A 25,270-nucleotide genomic window follows, 5' to 3' on the forward strand; every position below is an offset into this window, starting at 1 on the left:
TTACACTGATGTAAGTTGACGGCCGCCGACGGCCGCATGCGAGAGGAAGCGGAATGGCGGAGGCCTATATCGTCGCGGCGGTGCGCACCGCGGGCGGACGGCGCAACGGACGGCTGATGGGGTGGCATCCGGTGGACCTTGCCGGCGCGACGCTCGCCGAGCTGGCGCGCCGCAGCGGAATCGACCCGAACGCGATCGACGATGTCATCATGGGCTGTGTCGGCCAGGCGGGCGAGCAGGCGCTCCATGTCGGGCGCAACGCCGTGCTCGCCTCGGGGCTGCCGCAGAGCATCCCTGCGGTGACGATCGATCGCCAGTGCGGCAGCTCGCAACAGGCGATCCAGTTCGCCGCGCAGGCAGTGATGTCGGGCACGCAGGACGTGGTGATCGCCGCGGGCATCGAGCATATGAGCCGGGTGCCGATGGGCACCTCGGTCGCCGGCGCCAAACCCTATAGCGAGCGCGAGCTGGCGCGGTTCGGGGTGCGCGGGTTCAGCCAGTTCACCGGCGCCGAGATGATCGCGCGGAAATATGGGCACAGCCGCGAGATGCTCGACGCCTATGCGCTCGAGAGCCATCGCCGCGCGGCGGCGGCGGTCGAGCGCGGCGATTTTGCCGACGAGATCCTGCCGATCGCGATCGAGACGCCCGACGGCGCGCAGCTGCACGACCGGGACGAGGGCATCCGATTCGACGCGAGCATCGAAGGGCTGGGCAGCCTCAAGACGCTCGCCGAGGGCGGGGTGATCACCGCGGGCAATGCCAGCCAGATCTGCGACGGCGCCTCGGCGGTGATGGTGGTGGGCGCGGCTGCGCTCAAGGCGCATGGGCTGACCCCGCTGGCGCGAATCCACAACCTCACCGTCACCGCGGGCGATCCGGTGATCATGCTCGAGGAGCCGCTGTTCGCCACCGACCGGGCGCTGCAGCGCGCCGGGATGCGGATCGGGGATATCGACCTGTACGAAGTCAACGAGGCGTTCGCGCCGGTGCCGCTGGCGTGGCTGGAGCATGTCGGCGCCGATCCCGACAAGCTCAACGTCAATGGCGGTGCGATCGCGCTGGGCCACCCGCTCGGCGCCTCGGGGACCAAACTGATGACGACGCTGGTGCATGCGCTGCGCAAGCGCGGGCTGCGCTACGGGCTGCAGACGATGTGCGAGGGCGGCGGCATCGCCAATGTGACGATCGTCGAGGCGCTGTGAGGTTGATGTTCCCGGATCCTCCCCCGCAGGGGGAGGGGGACCAGCGAAGCTGGTGGAGGGGTAATCTCCACGAGCGAAGGTTCAGCCCTTGTGGCGGCTACCCCTCCACCGCTTCGCGGTCCCCCTCCCCCTCCGGGGGAGGATTTTGATGGGCGCGCTCTCCGGCATCCGCATCGTCGAGTTCGGCGGGATCGGCCCCGGCCCGTTCGCCGCGATGCTGCTCGCCGATCATGGCGCCGAGGTGATCCGCATCGAGCGTCCCGGCGCCGCTTTCGGCCCGCACGCCCTCGCCCGCTCGCGCAAGGCGATCGGAGTCGAGCTCAAATCCGCCGAAGGCGTGGCGATCGCGCGCGCGCTGTGCCGCGAGGCCGACGGCATCCTCGAAGGCTTCCGGCCGGGCGTGATGGAGCGATTGGGGCTAGGCCCCGAAATGCTGATCGGCGACAATCCCGGCCTCGTCTATGGCCGGATGACCGGCTGGGGCCAGGACGGCCCGCTCGCGCAGGCGCCGGGACACGACATCAATTACATCGCCGTCGCCGGACTGCTCGACGGGATCGGCACGCCCGGCGGCCCGCCGGTGGCGCCGGTCAATTATGTCGGCGATTTCGGCGGCGGCGGGATGCTGCTCGCCTTCGGGATGGTGAGCGCCTTGCTCGCGGTGAGGCTGGGTGCTCCCGGCCAGGTGGTCGATGCGGCGATGACCGAGGGATCGGCGCTGCTCGCCAGCATGAGCTGGGGGTTCAAGGCCGCGGGCATGTGGCGCGACGGGCCCGGCGCGAACCTGCTGAGCGGCGCCGCGCCCTTCTACCGCAGCTATGCCTGCGCCGATGGCCGCCATGTCGCGGTCGGCGCGATCGAGCCGCAATTCTATGCCGCTCTGGTGACCGGGCTCGGCGAGGACGGGGCTGGCCAGATGGACGCCGCGGCATGGCCCGCGCGCGCCGAGCGCTTCGCGGCGATCTTCGCCACGCGCGGCCGCGACGCATGGGTCGCGCATTTCGCGCCCGAGGCGTGCGTGTCGCCCGTCCTCACCTTCGACGAGGCGGCGGCGCACCCGCACAACGCCGCGCGCGGCAGCTTCGCGGGCGGCGCGCCCGCCCCTGCCCCGCGCTTTTCCGCCACCCCTGCCGACCCGCCGCAGCCCTCGCGCCCCGGCGAGTGGACCGATCGGGTGCTGGCGGGGCTTGGCTATGACGAACCCCAAATCGCGGCGCTCAGGGCCGCGGGCACGATTGGCTAGGAGAGCAGCATGAACTTCGAGAACACCGCAGCCGTGGTCACCGGCGGCGCCTCCGGCCTCGGCGCGGCGACGGCACGCGCGCTGGCAGCGGCGGGCGCCAGGGTCGCGCTGTTCGACATGAATGCCGAGAAGGGCGAGGCGCTCGCGGCCGGGATCGGCGGCGTGTTCTGCAAGGTCGATGTCCGCTCGGACGACGAAGTCGATGCCGGCTTCGCCAAGGCACGCGCGGCGCATGGCCAGGAGCGCATCCTCGTCAACTGCGCCGGCGTCGGCAACGCGTTCAAGACCGTGGGTCGCGACAAGGCGACCGGCGAGATCCGCCAGTTCCCCGCCGCGGCGTTCGACTGGGTGATCCAGGTCAATCTGGTCGGCAGCTTCCGCTGCATCGTCAAGAGCGCGGCGGGGATGCTGACGCTCGACCCCGACGCGGACGGCGAGCGCGGCGCGATCGTCAACACCGCCAGCGTCGCCGCCGAGGACGGTCAGATCGGCCAGGCGGCCTATTCGGCGTCGAAGGGCGGGATCGTCGGCATGACGCTGCCGATCGCGCGCGATCTTTCGGGCGAGGGCATCCGGGTCAACACGATCCTGCCGGGGATTTTCGACACCCCGCTGATGAACGCCGCGCCGCCGCAGGTGAAGGAGGCGCTGGCCGCCTCGGTGCCCTTCCCCAAGCGGCTGGGGCGGCCCGAGGATTATGCCAGCCTCGCGCTCGAGATGCTGCGCAATCCCTATTTCAACGGCGAGGATGTCCGCCTCGACGGCGCGATCCGGATGGCGCCGCGGTGAGAGCGTGTTGATCGCACGCCCTAATCATAACCGTCACCCCGGACTTGTTCCGGGGTCCACCGCGCGGCACGCGAGGCGTTCAACACTCTTGTCCTTCCATCGCGGCACCGTGGACCCCGGCACTTCGGCCGGGGTGACGACAGGAGACTGATGATGTCCAACTGGCGCGACGATCCCGAGCTGATCGCGCTCGCCGACGGCGCAGCGCGCTTCTTCGAACGGGAGGCCCCGCCCGAGCGCATCGCAAAGTGGCGCGCGGCCGGGCAAGTCGAGCGCGAATTCTGGCGGCAGGCGGGCGAGGCCGGGCTGCTCGGCGTGTCGATCCCCACCGAATATGGCGGCGGCGGCGGCGACTTCCGCCATGACGTCACCTTGGTCGAGGCGGTCGGCCGGCACGGCGTCGAGGGCTTCGCGCTCTCGCTGCACAATGTCATCATCCTCCCCTATGTCCTCGCCCACGGCACCGAAGAGCAGAAAAGGCGCTGGCTGCCGAAGCTCTGCTCGGGCGAGCTGGTCGCGGCGATCGCGATGAGCGAGCCCGGCGCGGGATCGGACCTGCAGGCGATCCGCACCACCGCGCTGAGGGACGGCGACTTCTATCGGATCAACGGCGCCAAGACCTTCATCTCGAACGGCCAGATCGCCGACTTCGTCATCGTCGTCGCCAAGACCGACCCCGAGGCGGGCGGCAAGGGCGTCTCGCTGCTCGTCGTCGAGACCGCCGAGGCCGAGGGCTTTCGCCGCGGCCAGGCGCTCGACAAGATAGGGCTCGACGCGCAGGACACGTCCGAGCTGTTCTTCGACGATGTCCGGGTGCCGGCGGCGAATCTGCTCGGCGAGATCGCGGGCCAGGGCTTCCGCCAGCTGATGGCCGAGCTGCCGCGCGAACGGCTGGTGATCGCGGTCTCGAGCGTGATCACGATGGAGAAGGCGGTCGAAGTAACCACCGCGTACGTCAAGGAACGCAAGGCGTTCGGCCAGCGCGTGTTCGATTTCCAGAATACCCAGTTCAAGCTCGCCGAATGCAAGGCGAAGGCCGCGGTGGCGCGGGTTTTCGTCGACGATTGCCTCGCGCGGGTGCTCGCCGGCGGCCTCGATCTCACCCAGGCCGCGATCGCCAAGCTCTGGGTCACCGAGAGCGAGTGGCAGGTGGTCGATGAATGCCTCCAGCTCCATGGCGGCTATGGCTATATCAACGACTATCCGATCGCGCGGATGTGGCGGAACGCGCGGGTCCAGCGGATCTATGGCGGGTCGAACGAGATCATGAAGCTGCTGATCGCGCGGTCGCTCTAGCCCTCGGCGCGCCATTGCGGGCGCTGGATCATCGCCGCGGCGAACAGGGGCGCGGCGAGCTGTCCGGCGAGCCAGCGCTGCACGGCGGGCAGCGCCTGCGCGTCGAACCATGCGCGGTCGACCGCGGCGAACTGGCGGACGAAGGGCATGATCGCAGCATCGGCGAGCATCCGCCGGTCCCCGCACAGCCAGGCCTGTGCCGCCAGCCGCGCTTCGAGCGCCGCCAGCATCGCCAGCCCCTCCGCGCGATGCACGCCCGGATCCGACCCGTGCCGCTCGGGATATTTGTAGCGATCGAGATGGTATTTGAACGGGCCGTCATTGGCCGCGATCAGGCCGGCATCGTCGCCGGCCAGCCAGCCCTCGGGATCGTTGCGGCGCAGTGCCCAGCGCATGATGTCGAGACTCTCGTCGATCACCTGTCCGTCGGGCAGCACCAGCACCGGCACCGTCGCCTTGGGTGAGGCCGCGATCAGTTCGGCGGGCTTGTCGCGCAGCTTCACTTCGCGGATCTCGCACCGCGTCTCGCTCACCAGCAGCGCGAGCCGCGCCCGCATCGCATAGGGGCAGCGGCGGAAGCTGTAGAGGATCGGCTCAGTCAGCGTCGCGCACCGGCAGCGTCGCCCCGACATGCGCCTCGCCGCGCGCCTCGGCGAGCAGGCTCTGGCGGTGGCGCTCGGCGTAACGCGCGCGCTGCGCGTCGCTCCGCCCGGCATGGCAGGCGGGGCAGGAAACGCCCTCGACGAACAGCGGCGAGGCCTGGTCGCCGGGGCTGACCGGCGTGCGGCAGGCGCGGCACAGGCCGTGGCTGCCGGGCGCGAGGCCATGGCCCACCGCGACGCGCTCGTCGAACACGAAGCATTCGCCCTGCCAGCGGCTGTCCGCGGCGGGCACCTGCTCGAGATAGGCGAGGATGCCGCCCTTGAGATGATAGACCGAATCGAGCCCCTCGGCCTTGAGGAACGCCGTCGCCTTCTCGCAGCGGATCCCGCCGGTGCAGAACATCGCGATGTTCGGCGCCCTGCCCGCGCTTTCCCATTCGTGGCGATGCGCGCGGACCCAATCGGGGAATTCGCGGAAGCTCTTCGTTCGCGGATCGATCGCGCCGGTGAAACTGCCGATCGCGACTTCATAATCGTTGCGCGTGTCGATCAGGATCGTTTCGGGCGAATCGATCAGCGCGTTCCAGTCCTGTGGCGCGACATAGGCGCCGGGATCGGTCGGATCGATATCGGGTTGCCCCATCGTCACGATCTCGCGCTTGAGCCGCACCTTCATCCGGTGGAACGGCATCGTCGCGGCGCGCGATTCCTTGACGTCGAGCGCGGCGCAGCCGGGCAGGGTCCGAAGATGCGCGAGCACCGCGCCGATCCCCGCATCGCCGCCGGCGATCGTGCCGTTGATCCCTTCCCCGGCCAGCAGCAGCGTGCCCTTGACGCCGTGCGCGTGGCAGAGCGCCTCCAGCGGCGGCTTGATCGCTGCAGGGTCCTCGAACCGGGTGAACTGGTACAGCGCGGCAACGCGCACGGGCAAAACGGCTTCGGTCACAATCGCTTCCGGGATGGGGATGCCGCGCCCCCGTAGCAGAACCGCGCCGCCGCGTCAGCCGGCGACGATCTTGAGGATCGCGCCGACGATCGTCGCGACCGGCGTGGCGAAGGCGGCGATGCTCTTCACCGTGTCGATCAGGTTGTTGCCCTGCGCCTTGACCACTTCCTTGGGCGGCTTCTCGCGCAGCGCGGTCTCGGTGAAGCTCTCATAATCCTTGAGCAGCGTCCTCGCGTCCGCCTCGGGCAGCGTCTTGGCCGCTTCGACCAACGAGGTCCGCAGTGCCTTGAGCTGGTCCTTGAGCGCGTCCGGCGCGCTGGATTCGTCGAACATCGTGTTGGTCTGCGTGATCGTGTTGCCGGTCATTTCGCCGAAGTTCACGATGTTGGTTCCGCCCGAAAAGGTCTGGTTGAAGGTCATGAAGATGCTCCTCGCCTGCCTGGGTTCGATATAATCGCTGATCTGCGCATTGATCCGCGCGATCATAGCCCGTTCGAGATCGTCCGCCTCGCGCGGCTTGAATACCGAGCGATCATAGTCGGAGAGCAACCGCAGGGCCGCCTGAAGTTCCACGCCGTGGCGCCGCTCGACGCGCAGCACCCCGGTCAGGCGCTTGCGGTGAAGCTCGAGATACCGCGCATAGGCCGGATCGTCGCCGGCCTTCTCCTCGAGCGTAGCACAGACGAAAAGCTCCTCATAATGCGCGGTCAGGTCCTCGAGCGCCTCGGCCGGCTGGCGCCACGCATCGCCCCCGCGCGGCGCCTCGAGATACCAAATCGGCAGCGCGGCACCGCCTTCGTCGGAGCGCCACGGGAAGAAGCGGATGCTGCCGCCAAAGCCGGGAACGGGTGCGGGCATTTCGACCGCGAGCGGCAACTCGACCGGCTCGCGGCGACTGTTGACGACGATCAGAAAGGGCCGCCCCGCATGGACCCAATCGGGCTGATAATCGCCCCGCGGCTCGGGCGCGGTGCGCGCCGATTCACGCGCGTAGAGATCGCATAGCACGTCCGCGGCCGCGCCAAGGCTGTCGGACAGGCCGCGCCGCTCGGGATGGCAGATGCTGATATTGGCGCTCGCGACCGATTCGATCAGGTCGGTCATCCGCACCCGATCTGCCGACGCCTGCGCCTCCAGCGTGACCGCCAATCGGGCATGGCCATGCTGGTCGGCAACCGCTTCGATCGCATCGACGCGAAGCGCGACGGCGCGATCCGCACTGCGATCGATCTTGATCAGGTCGGCGGCCGAGCAGCGCGCATAGGGCAAAGGCGGGATCCATTTCGCGACCCGTCCGAGCCGGCCGACGAAATCGAACTTCGGCGGCGGCTCGACGGACAGCCAGAGCGGCGCGCGACGCTGGTCCCCCGCAGCATCCTCGCGCGCGAAGCGCGTATCGAAGAAAGGAAAACAGGCGCGGACAAACATGGCGCAGGATATCGCAAGTAAAGCGCCGGCCAAAGCCCAATACATGTCCGCCGGCTCGAAGCCGGCGGACCAGATCTCGCATGCGGTAATAACGGCCATCTTCCGCGGAGACAGTCGCGCTCCGCATGGTCCACGATCCAGTGCATGTCTCAATGGATAGACGAGACTGCTGCCAAAGGCCGGGCACGCAGCCCGGTCAAGGCATCCGCCGCAGGGGTCCCCGTCGAAACGGTCGCCCCTGCGGACGAAGGTAATTTACGCCTGTCGGCGCCGGGTTTCAACCTCAGCCCGCGACATGGCTCCCCGCCAGCGCGGCGAGCAGCAGCAACGCCACGATGTTGGTGATCTTGATCATCGGGTTGACCGCGGGGCCCGCGGTATCCTTGTACGGATCGCCGACGGTGTCCCCGGTCACCGCGGCCTTGTGCGCCTCGGATCCCTTGCCGCCGTGATTGCCGTCCTCGATATATTTCTTGGCATTGTCCCACGCGCCGCCGCCCGACGTCATCGAGATCGCGACGAACAGGCCCGAGACGATCACGCCGAGCAGCATCGCGCCGAGCGCCGCGAAGCCCTCATGCTGGCCCGCCACCGCGGTGATGAGGAAGTACACCGCGATTGGGCTGAGCACCGGCAGCAGCGACGGGACGATCATTTCCTTGATCGCCGCCTTGGTGACGATGTCGACCGTGCGGCCGTAATTCGGACGGCTGGTCCCTTCCATGATCCCCGGATTGTCGCGGAACTGGTCGCGCACGTCCTGCACCACCGATCCGGCGGCGCGGCCGACCGCGGTCATGCCGAACGCCCCGAACAGATAGGGCAGCAACGCGCCGAGCAGCAGCCCGACGATGACGTACGGATTGCTCAGCGAGAAATCGACGTCGACGTTGGGGAAGAACTCGTGGAGGTCGGTGGTGTAGGCCCCGAACAGCACGAGCGCCGCGAGCGCGGCGGAGCCGATCGCATAGCCCTTGGTCACGGCCTTGGTGGTGTTGCCCACCGCGTCGAGCGCGTCGGTCTTGTGACGAACCTCGTCCTCGAGCCCCGCCATCTCGGCGATGCCGCCGGCATTGTCGGTCACCGGGCCATAGGCGTCGAGCGCCACGACCATCCCCGCCAGCGCGAGCAGCGAGGTCGCCGCGAACGCCACGCCGATCACTCCGGCGATCTGATAGGCCGCGATCACTGCGATCACGATCACCAACGTCGGCAGCGCAGTCGATTCGAGGCTGATCGCGAGGCCCTGGATCACGTTGGTGCCGTGGCCGGTCACCGATGCCTTCGCGATCGACTTGACCGGGCGATAGTTGGTGCCGGTGTAGTACTCCGTGATCCACACCAGCAGCCCGGTCACCGCGAGCCCGATCATCATGCAGATGACCAGATCCCAGCCGGTGAAGCTCGGACCGGTGGCGAGGCCGGTATTGGCCTGATCGGCGAGCCCGGTCGAGCCTTCGAGGAACGCCGAGGGATCGCCCATCCCGCCGATCACGGTGTCGAGCCCGCCGAGCGTGTAATGCGTCACGCCGATGATCGCGGGGACCGACAGGAGCACGGTGACCCAGAAGCCCTTGTACAGCGCCCCCATGATCGACTGGCCCTTGCCGAGCCGGACGAAATAGGTGCCGATGATCGAAGTGATGATGCACACCCCGCCGACGATCAGCGGCAGCGTCATCAGCGCCAGCAGCTGCTCGGGAGCAAGCCCGCGCATGAGCAGCGCGATCGTCACCATGGTGATGCCGAGCGTGACGACATAGGTCTCGAACAGATCGGCGGCCATGCCCGCGCAGTCGCCGACATTGTCGCCGACATTGTCGGCGATCACCGCGGGGTTGCGGGGGTCGTCCTCCGGGATTCCAGCCTCGACCTTGCCGACCAGATCGGCGCCGACATCGGCCGCCTTGGTGAAGATGCCGCCACCGAGACGCGCGAAGATCGAGATCAGCGAGGCGCCGAAGGCGAGCCCGGTGAGCGTCTCGATCACCGGACGCGCATTGGGCGCCATGCCCGCGCCCTCGACGAGATAGCCGAAGATGCCCGCGATCGCGAGCAGCCCCAGCCCGGCGACCAGCATGCCGGTGATCGCGCCCGAGCGGAACGCCAGCGTGAGCCCGGCCTGGAGCGATTGCCGCGCCGCCTCGGCGGTGCGGACATTGGCGCGCACCGAGATGTTCATGCCGATGAACCCGGCGACGCCCGAAAGCACCGCGCCGATCACGAAGCCGAGCGTCGGCAGCGCACCGAGGGTGAAGAACAACACGACAGCCACGATCACGCCGACAATGGCGATCGTCAGATATTGCCGGCCCAGATAGGCCTTGGCCCCCTCCTGGATCGCGGCGGCGATATCCTGCATCTTCTCGTTACCGGGCGATGCCCGCAGCACTTGCTGACTCGTCAGAAAGCCATAAGCCACCGCCAGCAAACCGCAGGCGATGGCGAGATAAACAATCGTCATCAGGCGAAGTCCTTCCCCTAGAACTGGAACCGCCGCCGGCCTTGCCACCGGTCTTTGCGGAAGCGGGAAGGTATCGGGCACCCGTACCAGGCGCAACCCGCCTCAGCGGTGCTCGTAGCCGAGCCGTTCCGGGGGAGATTTTCCATCGAGCAGAAGGGGTTCCGCGCCCTTTTGCAGCATCGCGCCGATGCGCGTCGCGGGCACCGGCAGCGCCACGCCGTCGGGCGCGGCGAAGAGCAGCGCATAGTCGTCGCCCCAGCGCGCCGCGGCGAGCCGGTCGGTCGTGCCTGCCGCGAACGGCACCGCGTCGAGCGTGATCGCGGCGGTGCAGCCGCTCGCCTCGGCCATGCGGCGCGCGTCGAGCAGAAGGCCGTCCGAGACGTCCATCATCGCATGGACATGCGGCCCGAGCGCCAGTCCCTCGGCGAGCCGCGGCGTGGGGCGGAGATAGGCGGCGCCGTCGCCCGCCTCGAACCCGAGCAGCGCCGCGCCGATGCTGCCGGTGACGTAGAGCGCGTCCCCTGCCCGCGCGCCCGTCCGGGCAGGGACCGGGCGCACCGTGGCGCGGCCGATCGCGGTGCAGCCGAAAGTGGCCGGGCCGGCATGCGCGATCGTGTCGCCGCCGAGCAGCGCGACGCCGTACGCCTCGAGCACCTCGCGCAGGCCCTCGACGAAGCGCTCGGCACCCTCGACCAGCGTCGCGCCGATCAGCACTCCGATCGGCTCGGCCGCCTTGGCGGCGAGATCGGAGAGGTTCACCGCGACGAGCTTCCACGCGATATCGGCGGGATCGGTGCCGGGGCGGTAGTGCACGCCCTCGGCGATCGCGTCGTGGGTGAGGACCAGCGCCTCGCCGCCGATCTCGATCACCGCGGCGTCGTCGCGCAGCGCCTGCGCGCCCGGGTGGAGCGGGAGCGCGCGCAACGCCGCGATGAAATCGGCTTCGTTCATTAGATCCTCTCCCGGAGGGGGAGGATAGAATTCAACCCCGCACGTCCTTGGCGACGGCGTCGAGGATGCCGTTGACGAACCCCTTCTCGCGCCGGTCGTAGAACGCGTCGGTCACGTCGAGATATTCGCTGATCACCGCGCCCACGGGGACGTCGGCGCGCGCGAGCAGCTCATAGGTGCCGGCGCGCAGGATCTGGCGCATCGGCTTGTCGAGCCGGTCGAGCGACCAATCGGCGGCGAGGCGGGCGGCGATCAACCGGTCGATCTCCTCGCGCCGCGCGTCGACGCCGCTGACGATATCGTCGAAGAACGCGACGTCGGCATCGACATATTCGACATCCTCGATCGTCGCGCCGAGGCGATGCTGGTGGAATTCGTTGAGCAGCACGGGCAGCTTCGTGCCCTCCATCTCCTGCTGATAGAGCGCCTGCACGGCGGCGAGCCGCGCGGCGGCGCGGGCCCTGGAACGGGATTTGGCTTTGGGGCTGGGCATCGCGCGCAGATAGGCGCGCGCGCCGCCAAAGGCAAAGGGGGCGTGCTTCGCCGCGGCAACTAGTCGCGCGGCCACTCCCGCAACGGCGTGCGCGCGGCATAGGTGCCGCTTTCCGCGTCGCCGGCCTGCACCTCGATCACATGCTCGGGACCGAAGGGCAGTTCGGTGCCGATCCAGAACTCGTCATTCTCGTCGATGTCGGGGGCGTTATCGAGCAGGCCGTAATAGCCCTCGCCCGCGACTTCGCGCACCACCACCCACATCCGCTCGTAGATCGGATCCTCGTCGCCCTCGACAGCGACGGCGAAGATCAGCTTGGCGAAATCGCCGATGCGCAGGTTGCGGCGCACCGCCGCGTCGGGGATCTCGAAGGTCTCGGGGTTGAGCTGATGATAGTCCTCGCCGCTTTCGAGGCACCAGCCATCCTCGATCAGGTCGGGCGCGCGCATCAGCCGTTCCTGAGCCGGATCGCGACCGATTCGGCATGCGCGGGCAGCCCTTCCGCTTTCGCCAGCGCCACCGCGGCGGGGCCGATCGCGGCGAGCCCGTCGGCATCGAGCGCGAGGAAGCTGGTCCGCTTCATGAAGTCGAGCACCGACAGCCCCGAGGCGAAGCGCGCGCGGCGGCCGGTGGGCAGCACGTGATTGGGCCCCGCGACATAATCGCCGACCGCCTCGGGCGTGTAGCGGCCGATGAACACCGAGCCGGCGTGGCGGACCATGTCGAACAGCGCCTCGGCATCGTCGCAGGCGAGCTCGAGATGCTCGGGCGCGAGCCGGTCGCACAACGGAATCGCCTCGACGAGGCTCGGCACGACGATGATCGCGCCATTGGCGTCCCAGCTCGCCCGCGCCGTCGCGGCAGTGGCGAGCTGCGCGATCTGGGCATCGACCGCTTCGGCCACGCGATCGGCGAAGCCGGCATCGTCGGTGAACAGGATCGACTGGCTGGTCGGGTCGTGCTCGGCCTGGCTGAGCAGATCGGCGGCGATCCAGTCGGGATCGTTCCTGCCGTCCGAGACCACGACGATCTCGCTGGGCCCGGCAACCATGTCGATCCCGACCACGCCGTAGAGCTGGCGCTTGGCCTCGGCGACCCACGCGTTGCCGGGGCCGGTGACGACGTCGACCGGCGCGATCTTGTGGGTGCCATAGGCGAGCGCGGCGACGGCCTGCGCCCCGCCGACGCGCCAGAACTCGTCGACTCCGGCGATGTGCGCCGCGGCGAGGACCAGCGGATTGACGTCGCCATTGGGCGTCGGCGTGACCATCACCAGCCGGCGCACGCCTGCCGCCTTGGCGGGGATCGCGTTCATCAGCACCGACGAGGGATAGGCCGCGCGGCCGCCGGGGACATAGACCCCGGCCGAATCCACCGCCCGCCAGCGCGCGCCGAGCCGGATGCCGGCGGCGTCGATCCCGTCGCTGTCCTGCGGCTTCTGCTTCGCGTGATAGACTGCGATCCGCTCGGCGGCGAGCTCGAGCGCGTCGCGCAGCTCGGGGGTCAGCCCTTCCCATGCCGCGAGGCAATCGGCGCGATCGATCGTCCAGCCGCTCTGGTCGAGATCATGCTTGTCGAACAGCCGGGTCAGGTCGCGCAGCGCGGCATCGCCTTCGTCGCGGACGCGCTTGATGATGTGCGTGACGTTGCGCGCGACATCCTCGTCGGCCTCGCGGCGCGCGTTGACGAGCGCGGTGAACTGCGCGGCGAAGTCGGGCGAAGTGGCGTCGAGGCGGATCACGCCACTGCCTTCCGGAAGCCATCGACCAGCGGCACCACTTCGGTAGCGCGCATCTTGAACGCCGCGCGGTTGACGATCAGCCGGCTGGTGACCTCGGCGATCACCTCGACCTCGACGAGACCATTCTCCTTGAGCGTGCGCCCCGACGAGACGAGGTCGACGATGCGCGGCGCGAGCCCGAGCACCGGCGCCAGCTCCATCGCCCCGTTCAGCTTGACGCACTCGGCCTGCACCCCGCGCGCCTCGAAATGGGCGCGGGTGATATGCGGATATTTGGTCGCGATGCGAACATGGCTCCAGCCGCGCGGATCGTCCTTCTCGGCGAGATCGACCGGCTCGGCGACCGAGATCCGGCAATGGCCGATGCCGAGATCGACCGGGGCATAGAGCTCCGAATAGTCGAATTCGGCGAGCACGTCCGAGCCGACGATGCCGAGCTGCGCGGCGCCGTGCGCCACGAAGGTGGCGACGTCGAACGCGCGCACCCGGATCAGGTCGATCGCCGGGCTGTTGGTCGCGAAACGCAGCGCCCGGCTGTCGGGATCGGAAAAGGCGGGCTCGGGCACGATGCCGACCGCCGCGAGCAGCGGCAATGCCTCGTCGAGGATGCGCCCTTTGGGGACGGCGAGAATGAGCGGTTCGGCCATGGGTGCGGGGGCTTTACTTGGGGGGACAAGCGGGCGCAACAAGCGCGGCATGGCCGACGAGCAGCGCAACCGCGACAGCTTCCGCATCCAGGCCGGCTATTGCACCGCGATGGCCGCGCCGATCACCGCGCGGATCGCGACCGTGCTCGGCGAGCATCTCACCCGCGACAGCGCCACCGGACGCCGCGTGCTCGACTGGCCGGGCGAGCCGGTCGCCGACGCGCTGGTGCTGCGGCTGATCGGCGGGCTGCACGCGCTGTATCGCCGCGGCGTGCCCGAGATCGCGCCGGTGTTCAGCGGCGCGGTGACCGACGAGGCCGCGGTCGCGGCGATCCTCAACCGGGTGTTCGTCGCGCACGATGCCGCGCTGCTGCCGTGGCTCGACGGCCCGCCCCAGACCAACGAGGCCGGGCGCTCGGCGGGGCTGATGACCGGGATCCTCCACCTCGCCGCGCGCTATGGCCCGAGGTTCGAGCTGCTCGAGATCGGATCGAGCGCGGGGCTTAACCTGCTGATCAGCCGCTATCGCTTCGATCTGGGCGGCGCGCGCTTCGGGCCGACGGACTCGCCGGTCACGATCCGGCCCGAATGGCGCGGACCACCGCCGCCCGACGCGCCGGTCGAGATCGTTCGGACCAGCGGCGTCGACATCCAGCCGCTCGATCTTTCCGGCGAGCGCGACGCCGAGCGGCTGCAGGCCTATTGCTGGGTCGAGAATGTCGAGCGCCAGGCCCGGCTCGAAAAGACGATCGCGATGGTCCGCGCCGAGGGGGTCGATCTGGTGCAGGGCGACGCCGCCGACTGGGTCGAAGCACGGCTCGCCGAACCGCAGCCCGGGGGCGTGACGCGGGTGCTGATGCATTCGGTGGTGTGGCAATATCTCCCCGAGCCGACCCAGCGCCGCATCGCCGGGGCGATGGCCGCGGCGGGGGCGCGCGCGACGCCCGAACGCCCGCTCGGCTGGGTGATGATGGAACCCAATCGCGACCTCCACCGCCACGAGGTCCGCGTCCGCGGCTGGCCGGGCGACACCCCGATGGAGCTGGTCGCGCTCACCCATGCGCATGGCGCGTGGGTCGAGGCGCTCGAACCGCCCTACGAGACGCGGCCCTATGTCATGCGGGCCTGGTGAAATGCACAGCACCAATTATCGCGATACGCTGATCACGGTCTCGGCGGATTGCCCGGTGCCGGGCGGGACGATCCCCGAAAAGCCCGGCACCATCGCCACGGTGCAGCACGGCCTGCTCGCCACGCCCTATGCGATGACCAGCGACGACCTTCTCTACGCGACGCACCGCGCGCGCGGCGGCGGGAAGCGCCGCGAGGAATTCTTCGCGACGCCGCAGGCGTGCCTGCGCGCCTCGCCGCTGGTCAAGCAGTTCGGCTGGGGAATCCATCACGATGGCGAGGGCCGAATCGCGCTGCTCGATTCGCAGGGCGCCGACTATCGCCGGCTGCTCGACGATGCTTCGGTTAAGAAGACGCCGGGGATGCGCAGCAAGCGCTGAGGCGCCTAACGCACGGGATGCGCCGCCAGCCATTTCCGCATCGCCGCGGTCACCGCCTCGGGCTTCTCCCATGGCACGAAATGGCCGCCATCCTCGATGCGCGCAATCGTCAGATCGGGCACCAGATCCGCGAGCGCGAGCTGGCCCGGGAGCAGCGCGAAATCCCGCATCCCCCAGATCACCAGGGTCGGCTGGACGATCGGCGGGAACGGCGCGTCGAGCCAGGCGGGGCGCTCGGGTTCCGCGTCGGGCGCGGGAACGACGATCGGCGAGGCGCGATACCAGTTGAGCATCGCGGTCATCGCGCCGGGCTGGCTCCATTCGTCGAGATAGGCTGCCTTGTCCTCGCCCGCGACTGCGCTGACCAGGTGCCGGGTGAAGGTCGAGGCGAAGAAGCGCTCGAGCCCCGCGCCGACCAGCCCCTGATCGATCGTCGTGTCGCGGAAGCGCGTGATATACTGGCTCGCCTTGCGCTGCGCGGGATCGTCGAACAGCGCGCGCTGGAAGACCAGCGGATGCGGCGCGTTGACGATGATCAGCCGCGCGACGCGCTGCGGGTTCTGCAGCGCCGCCATCCACGCGATCGCCCCGCCCCAATCGTGCCCAACCAGCGTGAAGCGTCCGACCCCGAGATGGTCGGCGAGCGCGAGCAGGTCGCCGGCCGCCTTGCCCGGGCCGTAGCTGTCGACGCCCTCGGGCTTGGACGAGCGCGCGAAGCCGCGCTGATCGGGGGCGACGACGAAATAATCGCGCGCGAGTTCGGGGATCTGGTGGCGCCAGGTGCGGTGCGATTCGGGGAAGCCGTGAAGCAGGAAGATCGCCGGCTTGGCGGGATCGCCGGCAATGGCGACGTCGAGCGCGACGCCGGTGGCAAGGGATATGCGTCGAAGTAATGGGTCCGACATCGGCCCTCCTATTTGCGTCACAGGCCCTTTATCCGTTGATATCAAAGTAACTCACGGAAAATCGCAACCATAGTTTTCCAAAACCGGTCATCTCATGTATAAAATACCTTCTCTGTATCACGTGCGTCTTGAACCAAGATGGGATTTGAGAGCCATGTACAAGAGAATCAAGAAAACCACACTACGATCGCCGCTACGGGACAAACGGGATCCCCTTGGCGCCAGACCCTCTCGCGATTGGTTCGACTGGGCTACATTGGCGACAGCCGGGGTGGGCGCTGTTGTCGTCGTGACATCTACGGTGCTTACCCAAAGAGAGAGTGTGCTAAGCGGCGAACAAGCAGCCGAATCATTGAAAACTCTAAACAGGCAAGCTGAAGCCAGCCAAGAACAATCAAAGGCGGCGAGCGAGATGGCAGAAGTAACAAAAAAGCAGCTGGTTCAACTAACCAATCAAATCAATGAGATGCGATTGCAATCAAATGCTTTATCCGCAACAGCAAATGCAGCAAATCGTCAACTTAATCAGGCAGACATTCACAATAGAATATCAGTTACTCCGGTAGTAGGGTTCGACAGAAGAGCATCATCCGGAGACGAAGAAGTAGGCATATACATATACAATCACGGCTCAGGGCCAGCCATAATACAAGACATAAAGATTTACTTGGATGGATCGTTGCTACCCAACATTTCTGACTTGGAGTATGTTGATACGGAGATGTTCTTAAATGAAACACCTAGATGGAACAGTATTTTCGAGTCATACACCCTACAACCTGGAAAAGAATTATCCATATACCACACACCATATCAAAATGTTGAAGACATATCCAATTTTCGCAAACTGATATGGGATCGGGTGGACGTGATATTCAAGTACTGCTCTCTGTACAATGAATGCGGATATTCCTGCAGTTTCGACAAAACTCGCCGTGGCGACAATGAGCCGGCCTATTTCAGGCCGTGCAGTCATAGGAAAACTATCTAGCTTACGCGCTTACCATAGTTGAGAATCTCAGGGATAGCTCACCGTCTTCGGGACCTCCGGGATCGGGATCCATTCCTTGTCGTCGCCCGGCACCTTGGGGAAGCTGCCCGCCTTCCAGTCTTGCTTGGCCTGGTTGATCCGGTCGCGGCTCGACGAGACGAAGTTCCACCAGACATGGCGCGGCGTGGTGAACGCCTCGCCGCCGCACAGCATCACCCGTCCGCCGCGGTCCGAGCGCAGCGTGGCGGCGACGCCGGGGCGCAGCACGTAGAGCGTCATCGGAATCAGCGGCAGCCCGTCGAGGCTCGCCTCGCCGTCCGCGACATAGAGCGCGCGCTCGTCGGCATTGGCGTCGATCGGAATGCTCGCGCCGGGCACCAGCGCGATATCGGCATAGATGGTCTGGGCATAGGTGGTGGTCGGCGCGGCGGCGCCCCACAGCGTGCCCATGATCACCCGCGCGGTGGCGCCGTGCGCCGCGATCACCGGCAGCTCGGCGGCGGCGACATGCTCGAACGCCGGATCGATCTCCTCGCGCCCGTCGGGCAGCGCGAGCCAGGTCTGGATCCCCGAAAGCTCGGGCCCGATCGCGCGCTCGGCCGAGGGCGAGCGCTCCGAATGGACGATGCCGTGCCCCGCGGTCATCAGATTGACCGCGCCGGGCTCGATCGTCGCGAAGGTGCCGAGCGAATCGCGATGATCGATCGCGCCGGCGAACAGATAGGTCACCGTGGCGAGGTTGATGTGCGGGTGCGGGCGCACGTCGATGCCGGTGCCGAGCTCGAGCCGCGCCGGACCCATCTGATCGAAGAAGATGAACGGCCCCACCATCGTCCGCGGCCGCGACGGCAGGGTCCGGTGGACCTTGAACCCGCCCAGATCATGCGTGGTGGGCTCGATCGTCATGGTGATCAGGTCTTCGCGCATCGCTTCCTCCGCTGGAGCCGAACTTTAGCCCGGCGCGGCAGCAGCGGACAGCCACAGTTTGGAAAGGCAGATTTTCCGATCAGTCGGCGTCGAGCTCGGGATAATGGCGGAAGATGCCGTCGGTGTTGAACCCGATCCGCCGGTCGCTCGCGCAATAATCATGGATCCCGGGAAGCCGGGCGACGCGGTCGCGGATCGCCAGCAGCCTCGGATAGTCGCGCTCGATCGCCTTCATCCGCTTCGGGAACATGTAATGCAGCCCCTCGATCAGCTGGAAGATCGAGGTGTCGCCATAGCTCCAGCGCTCGCCGGTCAGCCATTCGCCCGCCACCGAGCGCTCGAACCAGCCGAGGAACTTCGGCATGCGCGCCTCGCGGAACTCCCTGGCGAAGCGCGCCGCCTCGCGCCTCTGGTCCTCGTAATAGAGGCCGGTGCCGACCGGATGATGGACCTGATGCACCTCGGCGACGAAATCGGTGATCGTCAGCTGGACCTCGTGCAGCCAGCGCCGCGCGACCTCGTCCGCCGGCGCGATGCCGTGGCGATCGCCGAGATAGAGCAGGATGTTGGCGACCTGCGCAATCACCTGATCGCCGGTGTCGAGATAGGGCGGCGCGAAGGGCGGGCGATCGGTCCGCGCCTTCATGTCGGCGATCAGCGCCTCCGAGCCGCGCTCGCGCGCCATGTCGACATAGCCGATGTCGCCGGCCTCCATCGCCAGCCTGACGAACTCGCCCCGCCCCTGGATCTCGGCCCAGTACCAGAGCTTGTACGTCGTCATCGCTATTCTCCCGGTGCGCGGGCCCTGATCGCGAGCGCGTGGATGCGGCCGGCGAGCAGATCGGCGAGCGCGGTGTTGATCAATCGCTGGCGCTGAACGCGCGAGACGCCGGTAAAGGCCTCGCTTTCGATCACCACCGTCCAGTGCGATTCGCCGGTGCCGTCGTCGCCGAGATGCCCCGAATGATGGTGGCTGTCGTTGATCACCTCGAGCTGCGTCGGAGCGAGCGCGGCAGTGAGACGCGCGGCGATGATGTCGGCGAGTCGGCCGCTGGCAGGGTCGGTCATCGCGCTTATATAGGCGGTTTGTTCGAGGGAGGTAGCGTGGCCCAGGGCCAGCCCAGAAAAGATCGACCCAATGCCCGCTTCCACGGCCGCGTGGAGGCGAAGGGCCGGCTGTGCGCCGAGCCGGGCTGCAACGAGCCGGGCGAGTTCCGCGCGCCCGCCAACGGCGCGCGCAACGGCTTCGACGGCCCCGGCGAATATCGCTGGCTGTGCCTCGATCATGTCCGCGCGTTCAATTCGGGCTACAACTTCTTCGCCGGCATGAGCCCCGATGAGATCCACGACGCGCAGAGCCCGCTCGCCGGCTGGGAGCGCGAGACGCGTGCGTTCAACGCCACCGGCGGCGCCGATCGCCCGCCGCGCTGGGCCGATTTCGCCGATCCGCTCGACGCGATCGGCGCGCGCTTCCGCGAGAAGATGCAGGACCAGGCCGCGCGCAAGGACGGCAAGCCGCTGTCGGGCAGGGACCGCGAGGCGATGCGCACGCTCGCGCTCGGGATCGACGCCGATCGCACCGCGCTGCGCAAAGCCTATTCCGAGCTGGTCCGCCGCTATCACCCCGATCGCAACGGCGGCGACCGCAGCCACGAGGCGCAGCTGCAAAAGGTGATCGAGGCCTATCAGCACCTCAGGGCCACGCCGGCCTTCGCCTGAAGTTCGTGCTCCTGCGAAAGCAGGAGTTCAGAGCCACAAACGATTCGGCCCGTGATTCTGGGCTCCTGCTTTCGCAGGAGCACTGACCCGAACCGTCAATCCCGGTCGGGCGCGCCCGGCGGAAAATAATGGCGATAGGGCCGCGCCTCGTCGACCGCGCGCGCGACCGAGGGACGCGCGAGCAGCCGCGCGCGATAGGCGCGGAGATGCGTCAGCGTCTCGGGGATCTCGTGCACCCAATCGGCGTAGAAGAGCGACGGCGCGGCGGCGCAGTCGGCGAGCGAGAAGCTGTCCGCCGCCGCCCATTGCCGCCCGGCCAGCCAGTCGTCGAGCCAGCCATAGATCTTGTCGAGCGCCGCCTTGGCCTGCTCGACCTCGACCGGATCGCGCCGCTCGGGCGGACGCAGCGCGTCGTTCACCACGCGCTGCATCTGCGCCATCACATGATTGTCGAAGATGCGATCGAGCATGCGCACCTCGATCCCGGCATCGTCCTCCGGGATCAGGCGCACCGGACCCGGATGATGCCGCTGGAGATGCTCGATGATCGTGCTCGATTCGTAGATCGGCTTGCCCTGATCGAGCAGCAGCGGGAATTTGCCGACCGGCCAGAGCCGGTGGAGCTCGGCGCCATTTTCGGGCTGCTCGATCATCCGATAGGTGAACGCGGTGCCGTTCTCGTAGAGCGGAATCAGCACCTTCCAGCTGTACGACGAGAAAGGGTGGAGGAAGAGCTCGAGCATCAGCCCTTCGTCCCCACCACGCCGAACTTCGCGCCCTGCGGATCGCTGGCGTAGATCACCCAGTCGCCGCCCGGGACTTCCATCGGCCCCTGCACCACCGCGCCGCCGCCGCCTTCGATCCGGCGCTTCGCCTCCTCGATGCTGCCGACGCGGAAGAAATAGTTCCAGCCCGGCCGGGTGCCGGGCGGCGCCTTCATCACCGCGCCGATGATGCCGCCGTCATGGCTGAGGAAGCTGTAGTCGCCCATCTCGCCCATCGGCATCGCGCCATCCTTCTTCCAGCCGAACTGGTCGCCATAGAAAGCGAGCGCGGCCTGATCGTCGCTGGTCTGGAGCTCGTTCCATTCGCCATGGCCCATCGCCATGCGCTGGAACGCGGTGCTGGCCTCGGGGCTGGCGCCGCGCATCAGATAGAAAGCGACGCCCTGCGGATCGGTGACCATCGCCATCCGCCCGACGCCTTCTAGATCGGTCGGCGGCATGTGGACCGCGCCGCCCGCCGCGGCGAGCTTCGCCGCGGCGGCATCGACGTCATCAACGCCGATATAACCATACCAGCCGGGCGCGGGGCCCGGCTCGGGGACCTTCATCAGCCCGGCGACGCCCTGGCCGTCGGGGGCGTTGAAGACGGTATACCCCCCCGTCTCGGCCAGCGTGTCGTTGGCATAGGGCACCGCGCTCCAGCCGACCACCTGCTCGTAGAAGGGGCGGATCGCCTCGGGGTCGCTGGTCATCAGCTCGTACCAGATCGGCGTGCCATGGGGATTGGTCATGGTTGCTCTCCCGCTCAGGCCAGCTTTTCGTCGAGGATGGGCACGAACCCGCCCCACATCATGCGCTTGCCGTCGAACGGCATGTCGTCGCCCGGCTGCATGTCGGGATCGGCCATGATCTTCTCCCACGCGGCCGCCCGGGTGTCCTTGTCGGGCCATTCGATCCACGAATAGACGACATCCTCGCCGTCCTCGCGCAGCGTCGCGCGGTTATAGTCGGTCACCTTGCCCTCGGGGATATCGACGCTCCAGTTCTCGACCACCCGCAGCGCGCCATGCTTCTCGAACATGCCCGCCGCCTTCTGCGCCATCGCGACATAGGCGTCCTTCTTGCCCTGCGGCACCGCGACGACGAAGCCGTCGACATAGCCGGGCTTTTCGCCCGAGCCCTGCTCGAGGATCGAATCGAAGCTGGCATAGATCATCCGGCTGCCGTCGAACGGCATGTCCTTCATCATCTCGGCCGCCTGCGGATCGTTCATCATCTTCTCGCCCGCGGCCTTGCCGGTCGCGGCGTCGGGATATTCGATCCAGCTGAACAGCACCGTCTCGTCGGGCTTGGCCTGCACCGACTTTTTCAGGTCGTTGATCTTGCCGTCGGGGACGTCGTCGCCCCACGCCTCGACCATGCGCGTGGCGCCCAGCGCGCGAAACAGGTCCGCGGCTTTGGTGGCATGCTCGGTATAGGCTTGTTTGTTGGCGGTCGGGACGGCGGTTACGAAACCATCGACATAAGGCATCGTCTCTCTCCTGATTATGCGGCAACCGGCTCCGGTTCGAAGTCGGCGAGTTGCGCCGCGAGCGCGCGTTGGAATGCGGGGCGCGCCATGCCGCGAGCGACATAGTCGGCGAGCCGCGGACGGCTCGACATGAGGGTTGCGTGATCGGCGTTGCGCAGCACGGTGACCATCGCGATGTCCGCGACGCCGAACGCATCGCCCAGCCATTCGCGATCACCCAGCGCGTTCGCCAGCCCGTCGAGCCGCTTGCCGGTCGCTTCGAAGAGGCTCGGCTTGCGCAGCTTCGCCCATTCCTCCTTCGCCGAGAATATCTCGACATTGGCGACTTCGAACAGCCACGGCTCGACGCTGTTGAGCGCGGCGAACAGCCAGGCGATCGCGGTGGCGCGCGCCTGCGGATCGCGCGGCAGCAAGCGTTCGTCACGCTCGCCGAGATGGAGCAGGATCGCGCCGCTCTCGAACAGCTGGACCTCGCCATCGTGGAGCACCGGCACCTGCCCCCAGGGCTGTTCGTCGAAATAGGCGGCGGGCTTGGGCGGGACGGGGCTGAGCAGTCGCATCGCATAGGGCAGCCCGATCTCCTCGCACGCCCAGCGTGGACGCAGATCGCGGACATAGCCGCGGGCGAAATCGGGCACCCAGTTGAACCCGGTGATCTCGATCGACATGGCGCCCTCCTCAGGCCGGGACGGCAGCCGCCGCGGCCTCGATCGCGGCGATGTCGATCTTCTTCATCTGCATCATCGCATCCATCGCGCGCTTGCCGGCGGCGCGATCGGGATTGGCGAGCCCCAGCGCGATGAGCTGCTTCGGCGTGATCTGCCAATTGACGCCCCATTTGTCCTTGCACCAGCCGCACATGCTCTCGGCGCCACCATTGCCGACGATCGCGTTCCAGAGCTTGTCGGTCTCTTCCTGGTTGTCGGTGTGGATGGTGAAGCTCACTGCCTCACTCTGCGGGAATTGCGGTCCGCCGTTCAGACCGATGAACTTCTGGCCCATCAGTTCGAATTCGACGACGATCACTTCCCCGGCCTTTTGCGACGGCGTGTCGGACGGCGTCCGGTAGATGTTGGTGACCCGGCTGTCGGGCAGCAGCGACGCATAGAAGTTCGCGGCTTCTTCTGCAGTGTAGTTGTACCAGATGCAGGTGGTGAGGTGCTTGTCCATGATCTCTCTCCTGTCGAAAGGGTTCAGGCGTCGCCTTCCTTCTTGCTGCCCTTGAGCAGCGCGACGATCGCCATGGCGTGGCCGTGGCCGAGCGCGAACTCGGCCTTGAGATCGGCCACGATCGTGCCGGCCTTGATCCCGGGCCGCAGCGTCTCGCCGGCGAGCCAGTCCTTCGCCGCGGCATAAGCGCGGAAATCGGCGGGGCTCTTGCCGGTCTTCGCCTCGATATTGGTCAGATAGGCCTGGAACGACATCGGGTTTCTCCCTCAGGCCGGCTCGTGCGCGGGGCCATCGGGAAAGGCCGCCATCGCCGCTTCCATGTCCATGAACATCGGCTCGAAGACATGGCCGTCGAGATCCTCGAAATTGCGGCCGTACATGAAGCCCATGTCCTGCTTCTCCCGGGTATCGCCCTTGCCGCCGGCAGCCACGGCCTTCTCGACGATCGCGTCGACGGCATCGCGGCTGTCGCGCGAGATGCAGATCAGCACCTCGGTGGTCGCATGCGCATCGGCGATCGGCTTCGAGGTGAACGTCCTGAAGAAGTCCTGCGACAGGATCATGAACACGATCGTGTCGGAAAGCTGCATCGCGCTGGCATTCTCGTTGCTGAAGCGCAGATCCTTCGTGCAGCCGATCGCCTCGTAGAAGGCAGTCGATTTCGCCACGTCGGCGACGGGCAGGTTGACGAAGATCATCTGGGTCATCGGGTCTCTCCTAATGCTTGTTTCAATAGTCGAGCCGGGGGCGTCCATCGCTCCCATCGGCCGCTGAAGTCGAGTCGGGGATCGTCCAAAAGGGCATTGGATCGGGTGCGCGCCCGGCGCCCCCCGGATCAGGCGGGCATCGCGGCCATGTCCATATGGAAGGGGCCGAAGCCATGGCCGTCGGGATCCTCGAATCCGACGCTGTACATGAACCCCTCATCCTCCACGCCGTGGACTTCGCGTCCGCCGGTGGCGAGCGCGGCCCTGAAGATGGCATCCACCGCGTCGCGGCTGTCCATGGAAAGCGCGAACAGATTGGCGACGGTCTTGTGGGTGTCGGCAATCGGCTTGGACGTCAGGCTGCCGAACGCCGCATGGCTGGAGAGCATGAAGCAGACCGCGTCTCCCCAGTTCATCGCCGCGCCGCTATCGCCGCCGGGAAAGGCCTCGTCCCTGGTCATGCCGATCGCTTCGTAAAAGGCGACCGAAGCGGCGACGTTCGAGACGGGCAAGCTGATGAAGAGCTTTTGGGTCATCGGAAATCTCCCCGGGGGAATCGGTTTCAATAATCGAGCTTGGGATACCAGTCTGCGCCGCGTCCCTCGGGAGTGGCGTCGAGAATCGTCCAAAGCGGCATCAAATCGGGTGCGCCGCGCGGGTCTTGGCCGGGATCGGCCGTCAGATCGTCCATCTCCCCTGCCCAGAAGAACCGGATGGTGCCGTCGCGGCGAGAGAAGACGAGCAGTTGCGGGATGTCGTCCCCCTCGGGGGTGACCGCCCAAAAATCGCGGCTGAACGTCCCGTCCGCGTCCGAATAGAGCGGCAGATGCTTCCAGCCGCGCCCGGCGGCGAACGTCTCGAGCTTGTCGAGCGGCGAGCGCGCGGTCACCGCGAGCGCGACGCGCTGCTGGATATCGCGCGTCTCGCCTTCCCAGGCCGAGAGCAGAGAGGTGCACATCGGGCACGGACGCTCGCGCTGCGGCCCGAACATCCATGTGTAGACGACCAGCGTGTCCTTGTCGCCGAACAGCTCGGCGAGCGTCACGGGGCCTTCGGGCCCTTCGAAGCTATAGGCGTCGCCCGGGACCAGCGGCCCCGGCGGCAGCGCGCGGCGCTGCTCGGCGACGCGCTCGATCTGGCGGCGGAGCGCGATCTCGTCGGCGAGCAGCGCGGTGCGCGCCGCGCGATATTCGGCGCTTTCGCCCGGCCAGCGCGATCGGGCACGCGCTGCCAGCACCTCGACCGGGGGCAGGATCGTTTCGACCGTCATGCAAACCTC

30 protein-coding genes are annotated in these 25,270 nt (G+C 67.5%); 8 read left to right on the forward strand and 22 right to left on the reverse strand.

Annotated elements, in window-relative coordinates; all coding sequences use genetic code 11:
• The first annotated feature begins 53 nt into the window (after positions 1-53).
• The 4 genes from E5A74_RS14275 (at position 54) to E5A74_RS14290 (ending at position 4,533) form a co-directional block, all read left to right on the forward strand.
• A complete protein-coding gene (locus E5A74_RS14275; protein ID WP_135986103.1) occupies positions 54-1,205 on the forward strand; it encodes an acetyl-CoA C-acetyltransferase in 1,152 nt (383 codons plus the stop codon).
• Positions 1,206-1,350: 145 nt separating this feature from the next.
• Entirely contained in the window at positions 1,351-2,448 is a 1,098-nt protein-coding gene (locus tag E5A74_RS14280) for a CaiB/BaiF CoA transferase family protein (protein WP_166745804.1), read from the forward strand.
• Positions 2,449-2,457: 9 nt separating this feature from the next.
• Entirely contained in the window at positions 2,458-3,237 is a 780-nt protein-coding gene (locus tag E5A74_RS14285) for an SDR family NAD(P)-dependent oxidoreductase (RefSeq protein ID WP_135986107.1), read from the forward strand.
• Between the two features lie 150 nt (positions 3,238-3,387).
• Positions 3,388-4,533 (forward strand): acyl-CoA dehydrogenase family protein, encoded by a 1,146-nt coding sequence (locus E5A74_RS14290; RefSeq protein ID WP_135986109.1) that lies wholly within the window; start codon positions 3,388-3,390, stop codon positions 4,531-4,533.
• Here the strand turns inward: E5A74_RS14290 and E5A74_RS14295 are convergent.
• From E5A74_RS14295 to hisG, 9 genes are all read right to left on the reverse strand, one after another.
• Entirely contained in the window at positions 4,530-5,165 is a 636-nt protein-coding gene (locus tag E5A74_RS14295; protein ID WP_135986111.1) for a glutathione S-transferase, read from the reverse strand. The genes E5A74_RS14290 and E5A74_RS14295 overlap by 4 nt on opposite strands.
• The gene (gene trhO, locus E5A74_RS14300; protein ID WP_135986119.1) at positions 5,128-6,081 is read right to left on the reverse strand and encodes an oxygen-dependent tRNA uridine(34) hydroxylase TrhO; all 954 of its coding nucleotides are present in this window, start codon (positions 6,079-6,081) and stop codon (positions 5,128-5,130) included. Before trhO ends, E5A74_RS14295 begins: the two co-directional genes overlap by 38 nt.
• Before the next feature lie 54 nt (positions 6,082-6,135).
• The gene (locus E5A74_RS14305) at positions 6,136-7,509 is read right to left on the reverse strand and encodes a hypothetical protein (RefSeq protein ID WP_135986121.1); all 1,374 of its coding nucleotides are present in this window, start codon (positions 7,507-7,509) and stop codon (positions 6,136-6,138) included.
• Positions 7,510-7,792: 283 nt separating this feature from the next.
• Positions 7,793-9,973, reverse strand: coding sequence for a sodium-translocating pyrophosphatase (locus E5A74_RS14310; protein WP_135986124.1), 2,181 nt, complete (start codon positions 9,971-9,973; stop codon positions 7,793-7,795).
• A gap of 102 nt (positions 9,974-10,075) precedes the next feature.
• Positions 10,076-10,924 (reverse strand): thiamine-phosphate kinase, encoded by an 849-nt coding sequence (thiL, locus tag E5A74_RS14315; RefSeq protein ID WP_135986126.1) that lies wholly within the window; start codon positions 10,922-10,924, stop codon positions 10,076-10,078.
• Between the two features lie 31 nt (positions 10,925-10,955).
• Entirely contained in the window at positions 10,956-11,417 is a 462-nt protein-coding gene (nusB, locus tag E5A74_RS14320) for a transcription antitermination factor NusB (RefSeq protein ID WP_135986128.1), read from the reverse strand.
• Between the two features lie 59 nt (positions 11,418-11,476).
• Positions 11,477-11,866 (reverse strand): hypothetical protein, encoded by a 390-nt coding sequence (locus tag E5A74_RS14325; RefSeq protein WP_135986130.1) that lies wholly within the window; start codon positions 11,864-11,866, stop codon positions 11,477-11,479.
• Entirely contained in the window at positions 11,866-13,158 is a 1,293-nt protein-coding gene (gene hisD / locus E5A74_RS14330; protein ID WP_135986133.1) for a histidinol dehydrogenase, read from the reverse strand. The genes E5A74_RS14325 and hisD overlap by 1 nt, the downstream gene beginning before the upstream one ends.
• Entirely contained in the window at positions 13,155-13,805 is a 651-nt protein-coding gene (hisG, locus tag E5A74_RS14335) for an ATP phosphoribosyltransferase (protein WP_135986135.1), read from the reverse strand. The genes hisD and hisG overlap by 4 nt, the downstream gene beginning before the upstream one ends.
• Positions 13,806-13,854: 49 nt before the next feature.
• On the opposite strand from hisG, the gene E5A74_RS14340 reads away from it, so the two are divergent.
• Positions 13,855-14,937 carry a DUF2332 domain-containing protein gene (locus E5A74_RS14340; protein ID WP_135986137.1) on the forward strand — a complete coding sequence of 361 codons (1,083 nt, stop codon included), beginning with the start codon at positions 13,855-13,857 and terminating at the stop codon, positions 14,935-14,937.
• A gap of 1 nt (position 14,938) precedes the next feature.
• Positions 14,939-15,316 (forward strand): DUF6157 family protein, encoded by a 378-nt coding sequence (locus E5A74_RS14345; protein WP_135986140.1) that lies wholly within the window; start codon positions 14,939-14,941, stop codon positions 15,314-15,316.
• Positions 15,317-15,321: 5 nt separating this feature from the next.
• On the opposite strand, the gene E5A74_RS14350 is transcribed toward E5A74_RS14345, so the two are convergent.
• The gene (locus E5A74_RS14350; protein WP_135986142.1) at positions 15,322-16,221 is read right to left on the reverse strand and encodes an alpha/beta fold hydrolase; all 900 of its coding nucleotides are present in this window, start codon (positions 16,219-16,221) and stop codon (positions 15,322-15,324) included.
• Positions 16,222-16,375: 154 nt separating this feature from the next.
• On the opposite strand from E5A74_RS14350, the gene E5A74_RS14355 reads away from it, so the two are divergent.
• A complete protein-coding gene (locus E5A74_RS14355; RefSeq protein ID WP_135986144.1) occupies positions 16,376-17,212 on the forward strand; it encodes a PspA/IM30 family protein in 837 nt (278 codons plus the stop codon).
• Between the two features lie 27 nt (positions 17,213-17,239).
• On the opposite strand, the gene E5A74_RS14360 is transcribed toward E5A74_RS14355, so the two are convergent.
• The 3 genes from E5A74_RS14360 to E5A74_RS14370 form a co-directional block, all read right to left on the reverse strand.
• Positions 17,240-18,139: a pirin family protein gene (locus tag E5A74_RS14360; RefSeq protein WP_135986146.1), complete on the reverse strand. Its 900-nt coding sequence runs from the start codon at positions 18,137-18,139 to the stop codon at positions 17,240-17,242.
• 79 nt (positions 18,140-18,218) lie between these two features.
• Complete coding sequence (locus E5A74_RS14365) at positions 18,219-18,920, reverse strand: glutathione S-transferase (RefSeq protein WP_135986148.1); 702 nt, start codon at positions 18,918-18,920, stop codon at positions 18,219-18,221.
• 2 nt (positions 18,921-18,922) lie between these two features.
• Positions 18,923-19,207 carry a BolA family protein gene (locus tag E5A74_RS14370; RefSeq protein WP_135986150.1) on the reverse strand — a complete coding sequence of 95 codons (285 nt, stop codon included), beginning with the start codon at positions 19,205-19,207 and terminating at the stop codon, positions 18,923-18,925.
• A gap of 36 nt (positions 19,208-19,243) precedes the next feature.
• On the opposite strand from E5A74_RS14370, the gene E5A74_RS14375 reads away from it, so the two are divergent.
• Positions 19,244-19,858, forward strand: a complete 615-nt coding sequence (locus tag E5A74_RS14375; protein ID WP_135986152.1) for a J domain-containing protein — start codon at positions 19,244-19,246, stop codon at positions 19,856-19,858.
• 95 nt (positions 19,859-19,953) lie between these two features.
• Here E5A74_RS14375 and E5A74_RS14380 read toward each other — a convergent pair whose 3' ends face one another.
• From E5A74_RS14380 to E5A74_RS14420, 9 genes are all read right to left on the reverse strand, one after another.
• Positions 19,954-20,601, reverse strand: coding sequence for a glutathione S-transferase family protein (locus E5A74_RS14380; protein ID WP_135986154.1), 648 nt, complete (start codon positions 20,599-20,601; stop codon positions 19,954-19,956).
• Positions 20,601-21,374: a VOC family protein gene (locus E5A74_RS14385; RefSeq protein ID WP_135986157.1), complete on the reverse strand. Its 774-nt coding sequence runs from the start codon at positions 21,372-21,374 to the stop codon at positions 20,601-20,603. The genes E5A74_RS14380 and E5A74_RS14385 overlap by 1 nt, the downstream gene beginning before the upstream one ends.
• A 14-nt stretch (positions 21,375-21,388) precedes the next feature.
• Positions 21,389-22,114 carry a DUF1428 domain-containing protein gene (locus E5A74_RS21465; RefSeq protein ID WP_135986159.1) on the reverse strand — a complete coding sequence of 242 codons (726 nt, stop codon included), beginning with the start codon at positions 22,112-22,114 and terminating at the stop codon, positions 21,389-21,391.
• A gap of 14 nt (positions 22,115-22,128) precedes the next feature.
• Positions 22,129-22,782, reverse strand: coding sequence for a glutathione S-transferase family protein (locus tag E5A74_RS14395; protein WP_135986161.1), 654 nt, complete (start codon positions 22,780-22,782; stop codon positions 22,129-22,131).
• A 10-nt stretch (positions 22,783-22,792) separates the two neighbouring features.
• On the reverse strand, positions 22,793-23,284 hold the full coding sequence (locus tag E5A74_RS14400) for a VOC family protein (protein ID WP_135986163.1): 492 nt from the start codon (positions 23,282-23,284) through the stop codon (positions 22,793-22,795).
• 23 nt (positions 23,285-23,307) lie between these two features.
• Positions 23,308-23,538, reverse strand: a complete 231-nt coding sequence (locus E5A74_RS14405) for a DUF4287 domain-containing protein (protein WP_135986165.1) — start codon at positions 23,536-23,538, stop codon at positions 23,308-23,310.
• Between the two features lie 12 nt (positions 23,539-23,550).
• On the reverse strand, positions 23,551-23,991 hold the full coding sequence (locus tag E5A74_RS14410) for a VOC family protein (protein ID WP_135986167.1): 441 nt from the start codon (positions 23,989-23,991) through the stop codon (positions 23,551-23,553).
• Between the two features lie 128 nt (positions 23,992-24,119).
• Positions 24,120-24,527, reverse strand: coding sequence for a VOC family protein (locus E5A74_RS14415; protein WP_135986169.1), 408 nt, complete (start codon positions 24,525-24,527; stop codon positions 24,120-24,122).
• A 26-nt stretch (positions 24,528-24,553) separates the two neighbouring features.
• On the reverse strand, positions 24,554-25,261 hold the full coding sequence (locus tag E5A74_RS14420; RefSeq protein WP_135986171.1) for a DUF899 family protein: 708 nt from the start codon (positions 25,259-25,261) through the stop codon (positions 24,554-24,556).
• Between the last annotated feature and the right edge of the window lie 9 nt (positions 25,262-25,270).

This window comes from Sphingomonas naasensis (genome assembly GCF_004792695.1).
Taxonomy (GTDB): domain Bacteria; phylum Pseudomonadota; class Alphaproteobacteria; order Sphingomonadales; family Sphingomonadaceae; genus Sphingomonas; species Sphingomonas naasensis.

Bases quoted from the DNA above. Each gene is read 5' to 3' on its own strand.
- E5A74_RS14275 (WP_135986103.1), top strand. From the start codon at position 54: ATGGCGGAGGCCTATATCGTCGCGGCGGTGCGCACCGCGGGCGGACGG.
- E5A74_RS14285 (WP_135986107.1), top strand. From the start codon at position 2,458: ATGAACTTCGAGAACACCGCAGCCGTGGTCACCGGCGGCGCCTCCGGC.
- E5A74_RS14290 (WP_135986109.1), top strand. From the start codon at position 3,388: ATGATGTCCAACTGGCGCGACGATCCCGAGCTGATCGCGCTCGCCGAC.
- E5A74_RS14295 (WP_135986111.1), bottom strand. From the start codon at position 5,165: ATGTCGGGGCGACGCTGCCGGTGCGCGACGCTGACTGAGCCGATCCTC.
- E5A74_RS14305 (WP_135986121.1), bottom strand. From the start codon at position 7,509: ATGTTTGTCCGCGCCTGTTTTCCTTTCTTCGATACGCGCTTCGCGCGC.
- E5A74_RS14310 (WP_135986124.1), bottom strand. From the start codon at position 9,973: ATGACGATTGTTTATCTCGCCATCGCCTGCGGTTTGCTGGCGGTGGCT.
- thiL (WP_135986126.1), bottom strand. From the start codon at position 10,924: ATGAACGAAGCCGATTTCATCGCGGCGTTGCGCGCGCTCCCGCTCCAC.
- nusB (WP_135986128.1), bottom strand. From the start codon at position 11,417: ATGCCCAGCCCCAAAGCCAAATCCCGTTCCAGGGCCCGCGCCGCCGCG.
- E5A74_RS14325 (WP_135986130.1), bottom strand. From the start codon at position 11,866: ATGCGCGCGCCCGACCTGATCGAGGATGGCTGGTGCCTCGAAAGCGGC.
- hisG (WP_135986135.1), bottom strand. From the start codon at position 13,805: ATGGCCGAACCGCTCATTCTCGCCGTCCCCAAAGGGCGCATCCTCGAC.
- E5A74_RS14340 (WP_135986137.1), top strand. From the start codon at position 13,855: ATGGCCGACGAGCAGCGCAACCGCGACAGCTTCCGCATCCAGGCCGGC.
- E5A74_RS14345 (WP_135986140.1), top strand. From the start codon at position 14,939: ATGCACAGCACCAATTATCGCGATACGCTGATCACGGTCTCGGCGGAT.
- E5A74_RS14350 (WP_135986142.1), bottom strand. From the start codon at position 16,221: ATGTCGGACCCATTACTTCGACGCATATCCCTTGCCACCGGCGTCGCG.
- E5A74_RS14355 (WP_135986144.1), top strand. From the start codon at position 16,376: ATGTACAAGAGAATCAAGAAAACCACACTACGATCGCCGCTACGGGAC.
- E5A74_RS14360 (WP_135986146.1), bottom strand. From the start codon at position 18,139: ATGCGCGAAGACCTGATCACCATGACGATCGAGCCCACCACGCATGAT.
- E5A74_RS14365 (WP_135986148.1), bottom strand. From the start codon at position 18,920: ATGACGACGTACAAGCTCTGGTACTGGGCCGAGATCCAGGGGCGGGGC.
- E5A74_RS14370 (WP_135986150.1), bottom strand. From the start codon at position 19,207: ATGACCGACCCTGCCAGCGGCCGACTCGCCGACATCATCGCCGCGCGT.
- E5A74_RS14380 (WP_135986154.1), bottom strand. From the start codon at position 20,601: ATGCTCGAGCTCTTCCTCCACCCTTTCTCGTCGTACAGCTGGAAGGTG.
- E5A74_RS14385 (WP_135986157.1), bottom strand. From the start codon at position 21,374: ATGACCAATCCCCATGGCACGCCGATCTGGTACGAGCTGATGACCAGC.
- E5A74_RS21465 (WP_135986159.1), bottom strand. From the start codon at position 22,114: ATGCCTTATGTCGATGGTTTCGTAACCGCCGTCCCGACCGCCAACAAA.
- E5A74_RS14395 (WP_135986161.1), bottom strand. From the start codon at position 22,782: ATGTCGATCGAGATCACCGGGTTCAACTGGGTGCCCGATTTCGCCCGC.
- E5A74_RS14400 (WP_135986163.1), bottom strand. From the start codon at position 23,284: ATGGACAAGCACCTCACCACCTGCATCTGGTACAACTACACTGCAGAA.
- E5A74_RS14405 (WP_135986165.1), bottom strand. From the start codon at position 23,538: ATGTCGTTCCAGGCCTATCTGACCAATATCGAGGCGAAGACCGGCAAG.
- E5A74_RS14410 (WP_135986167.1), bottom strand. From the start codon at position 23,991: ATGACCCAGATGATCTTCGTCAACCTGCCCGTCGCCGACGTGGCGAAA.
- E5A74_RS14415 (WP_135986169.1), bottom strand. From the start codon at position 24,527: ATGACCCAAAAGCTCTTCATCAGCTTGCCCGTCTCGAACGTCGCCGCT.
- E5A74_RS14420 (WP_135986171.1), bottom strand. From the start codon at position 25,261: ATGACGGTCGAAACGATCCTGCCCCCGGTCGAGGTGCTGGCAGCGCGT.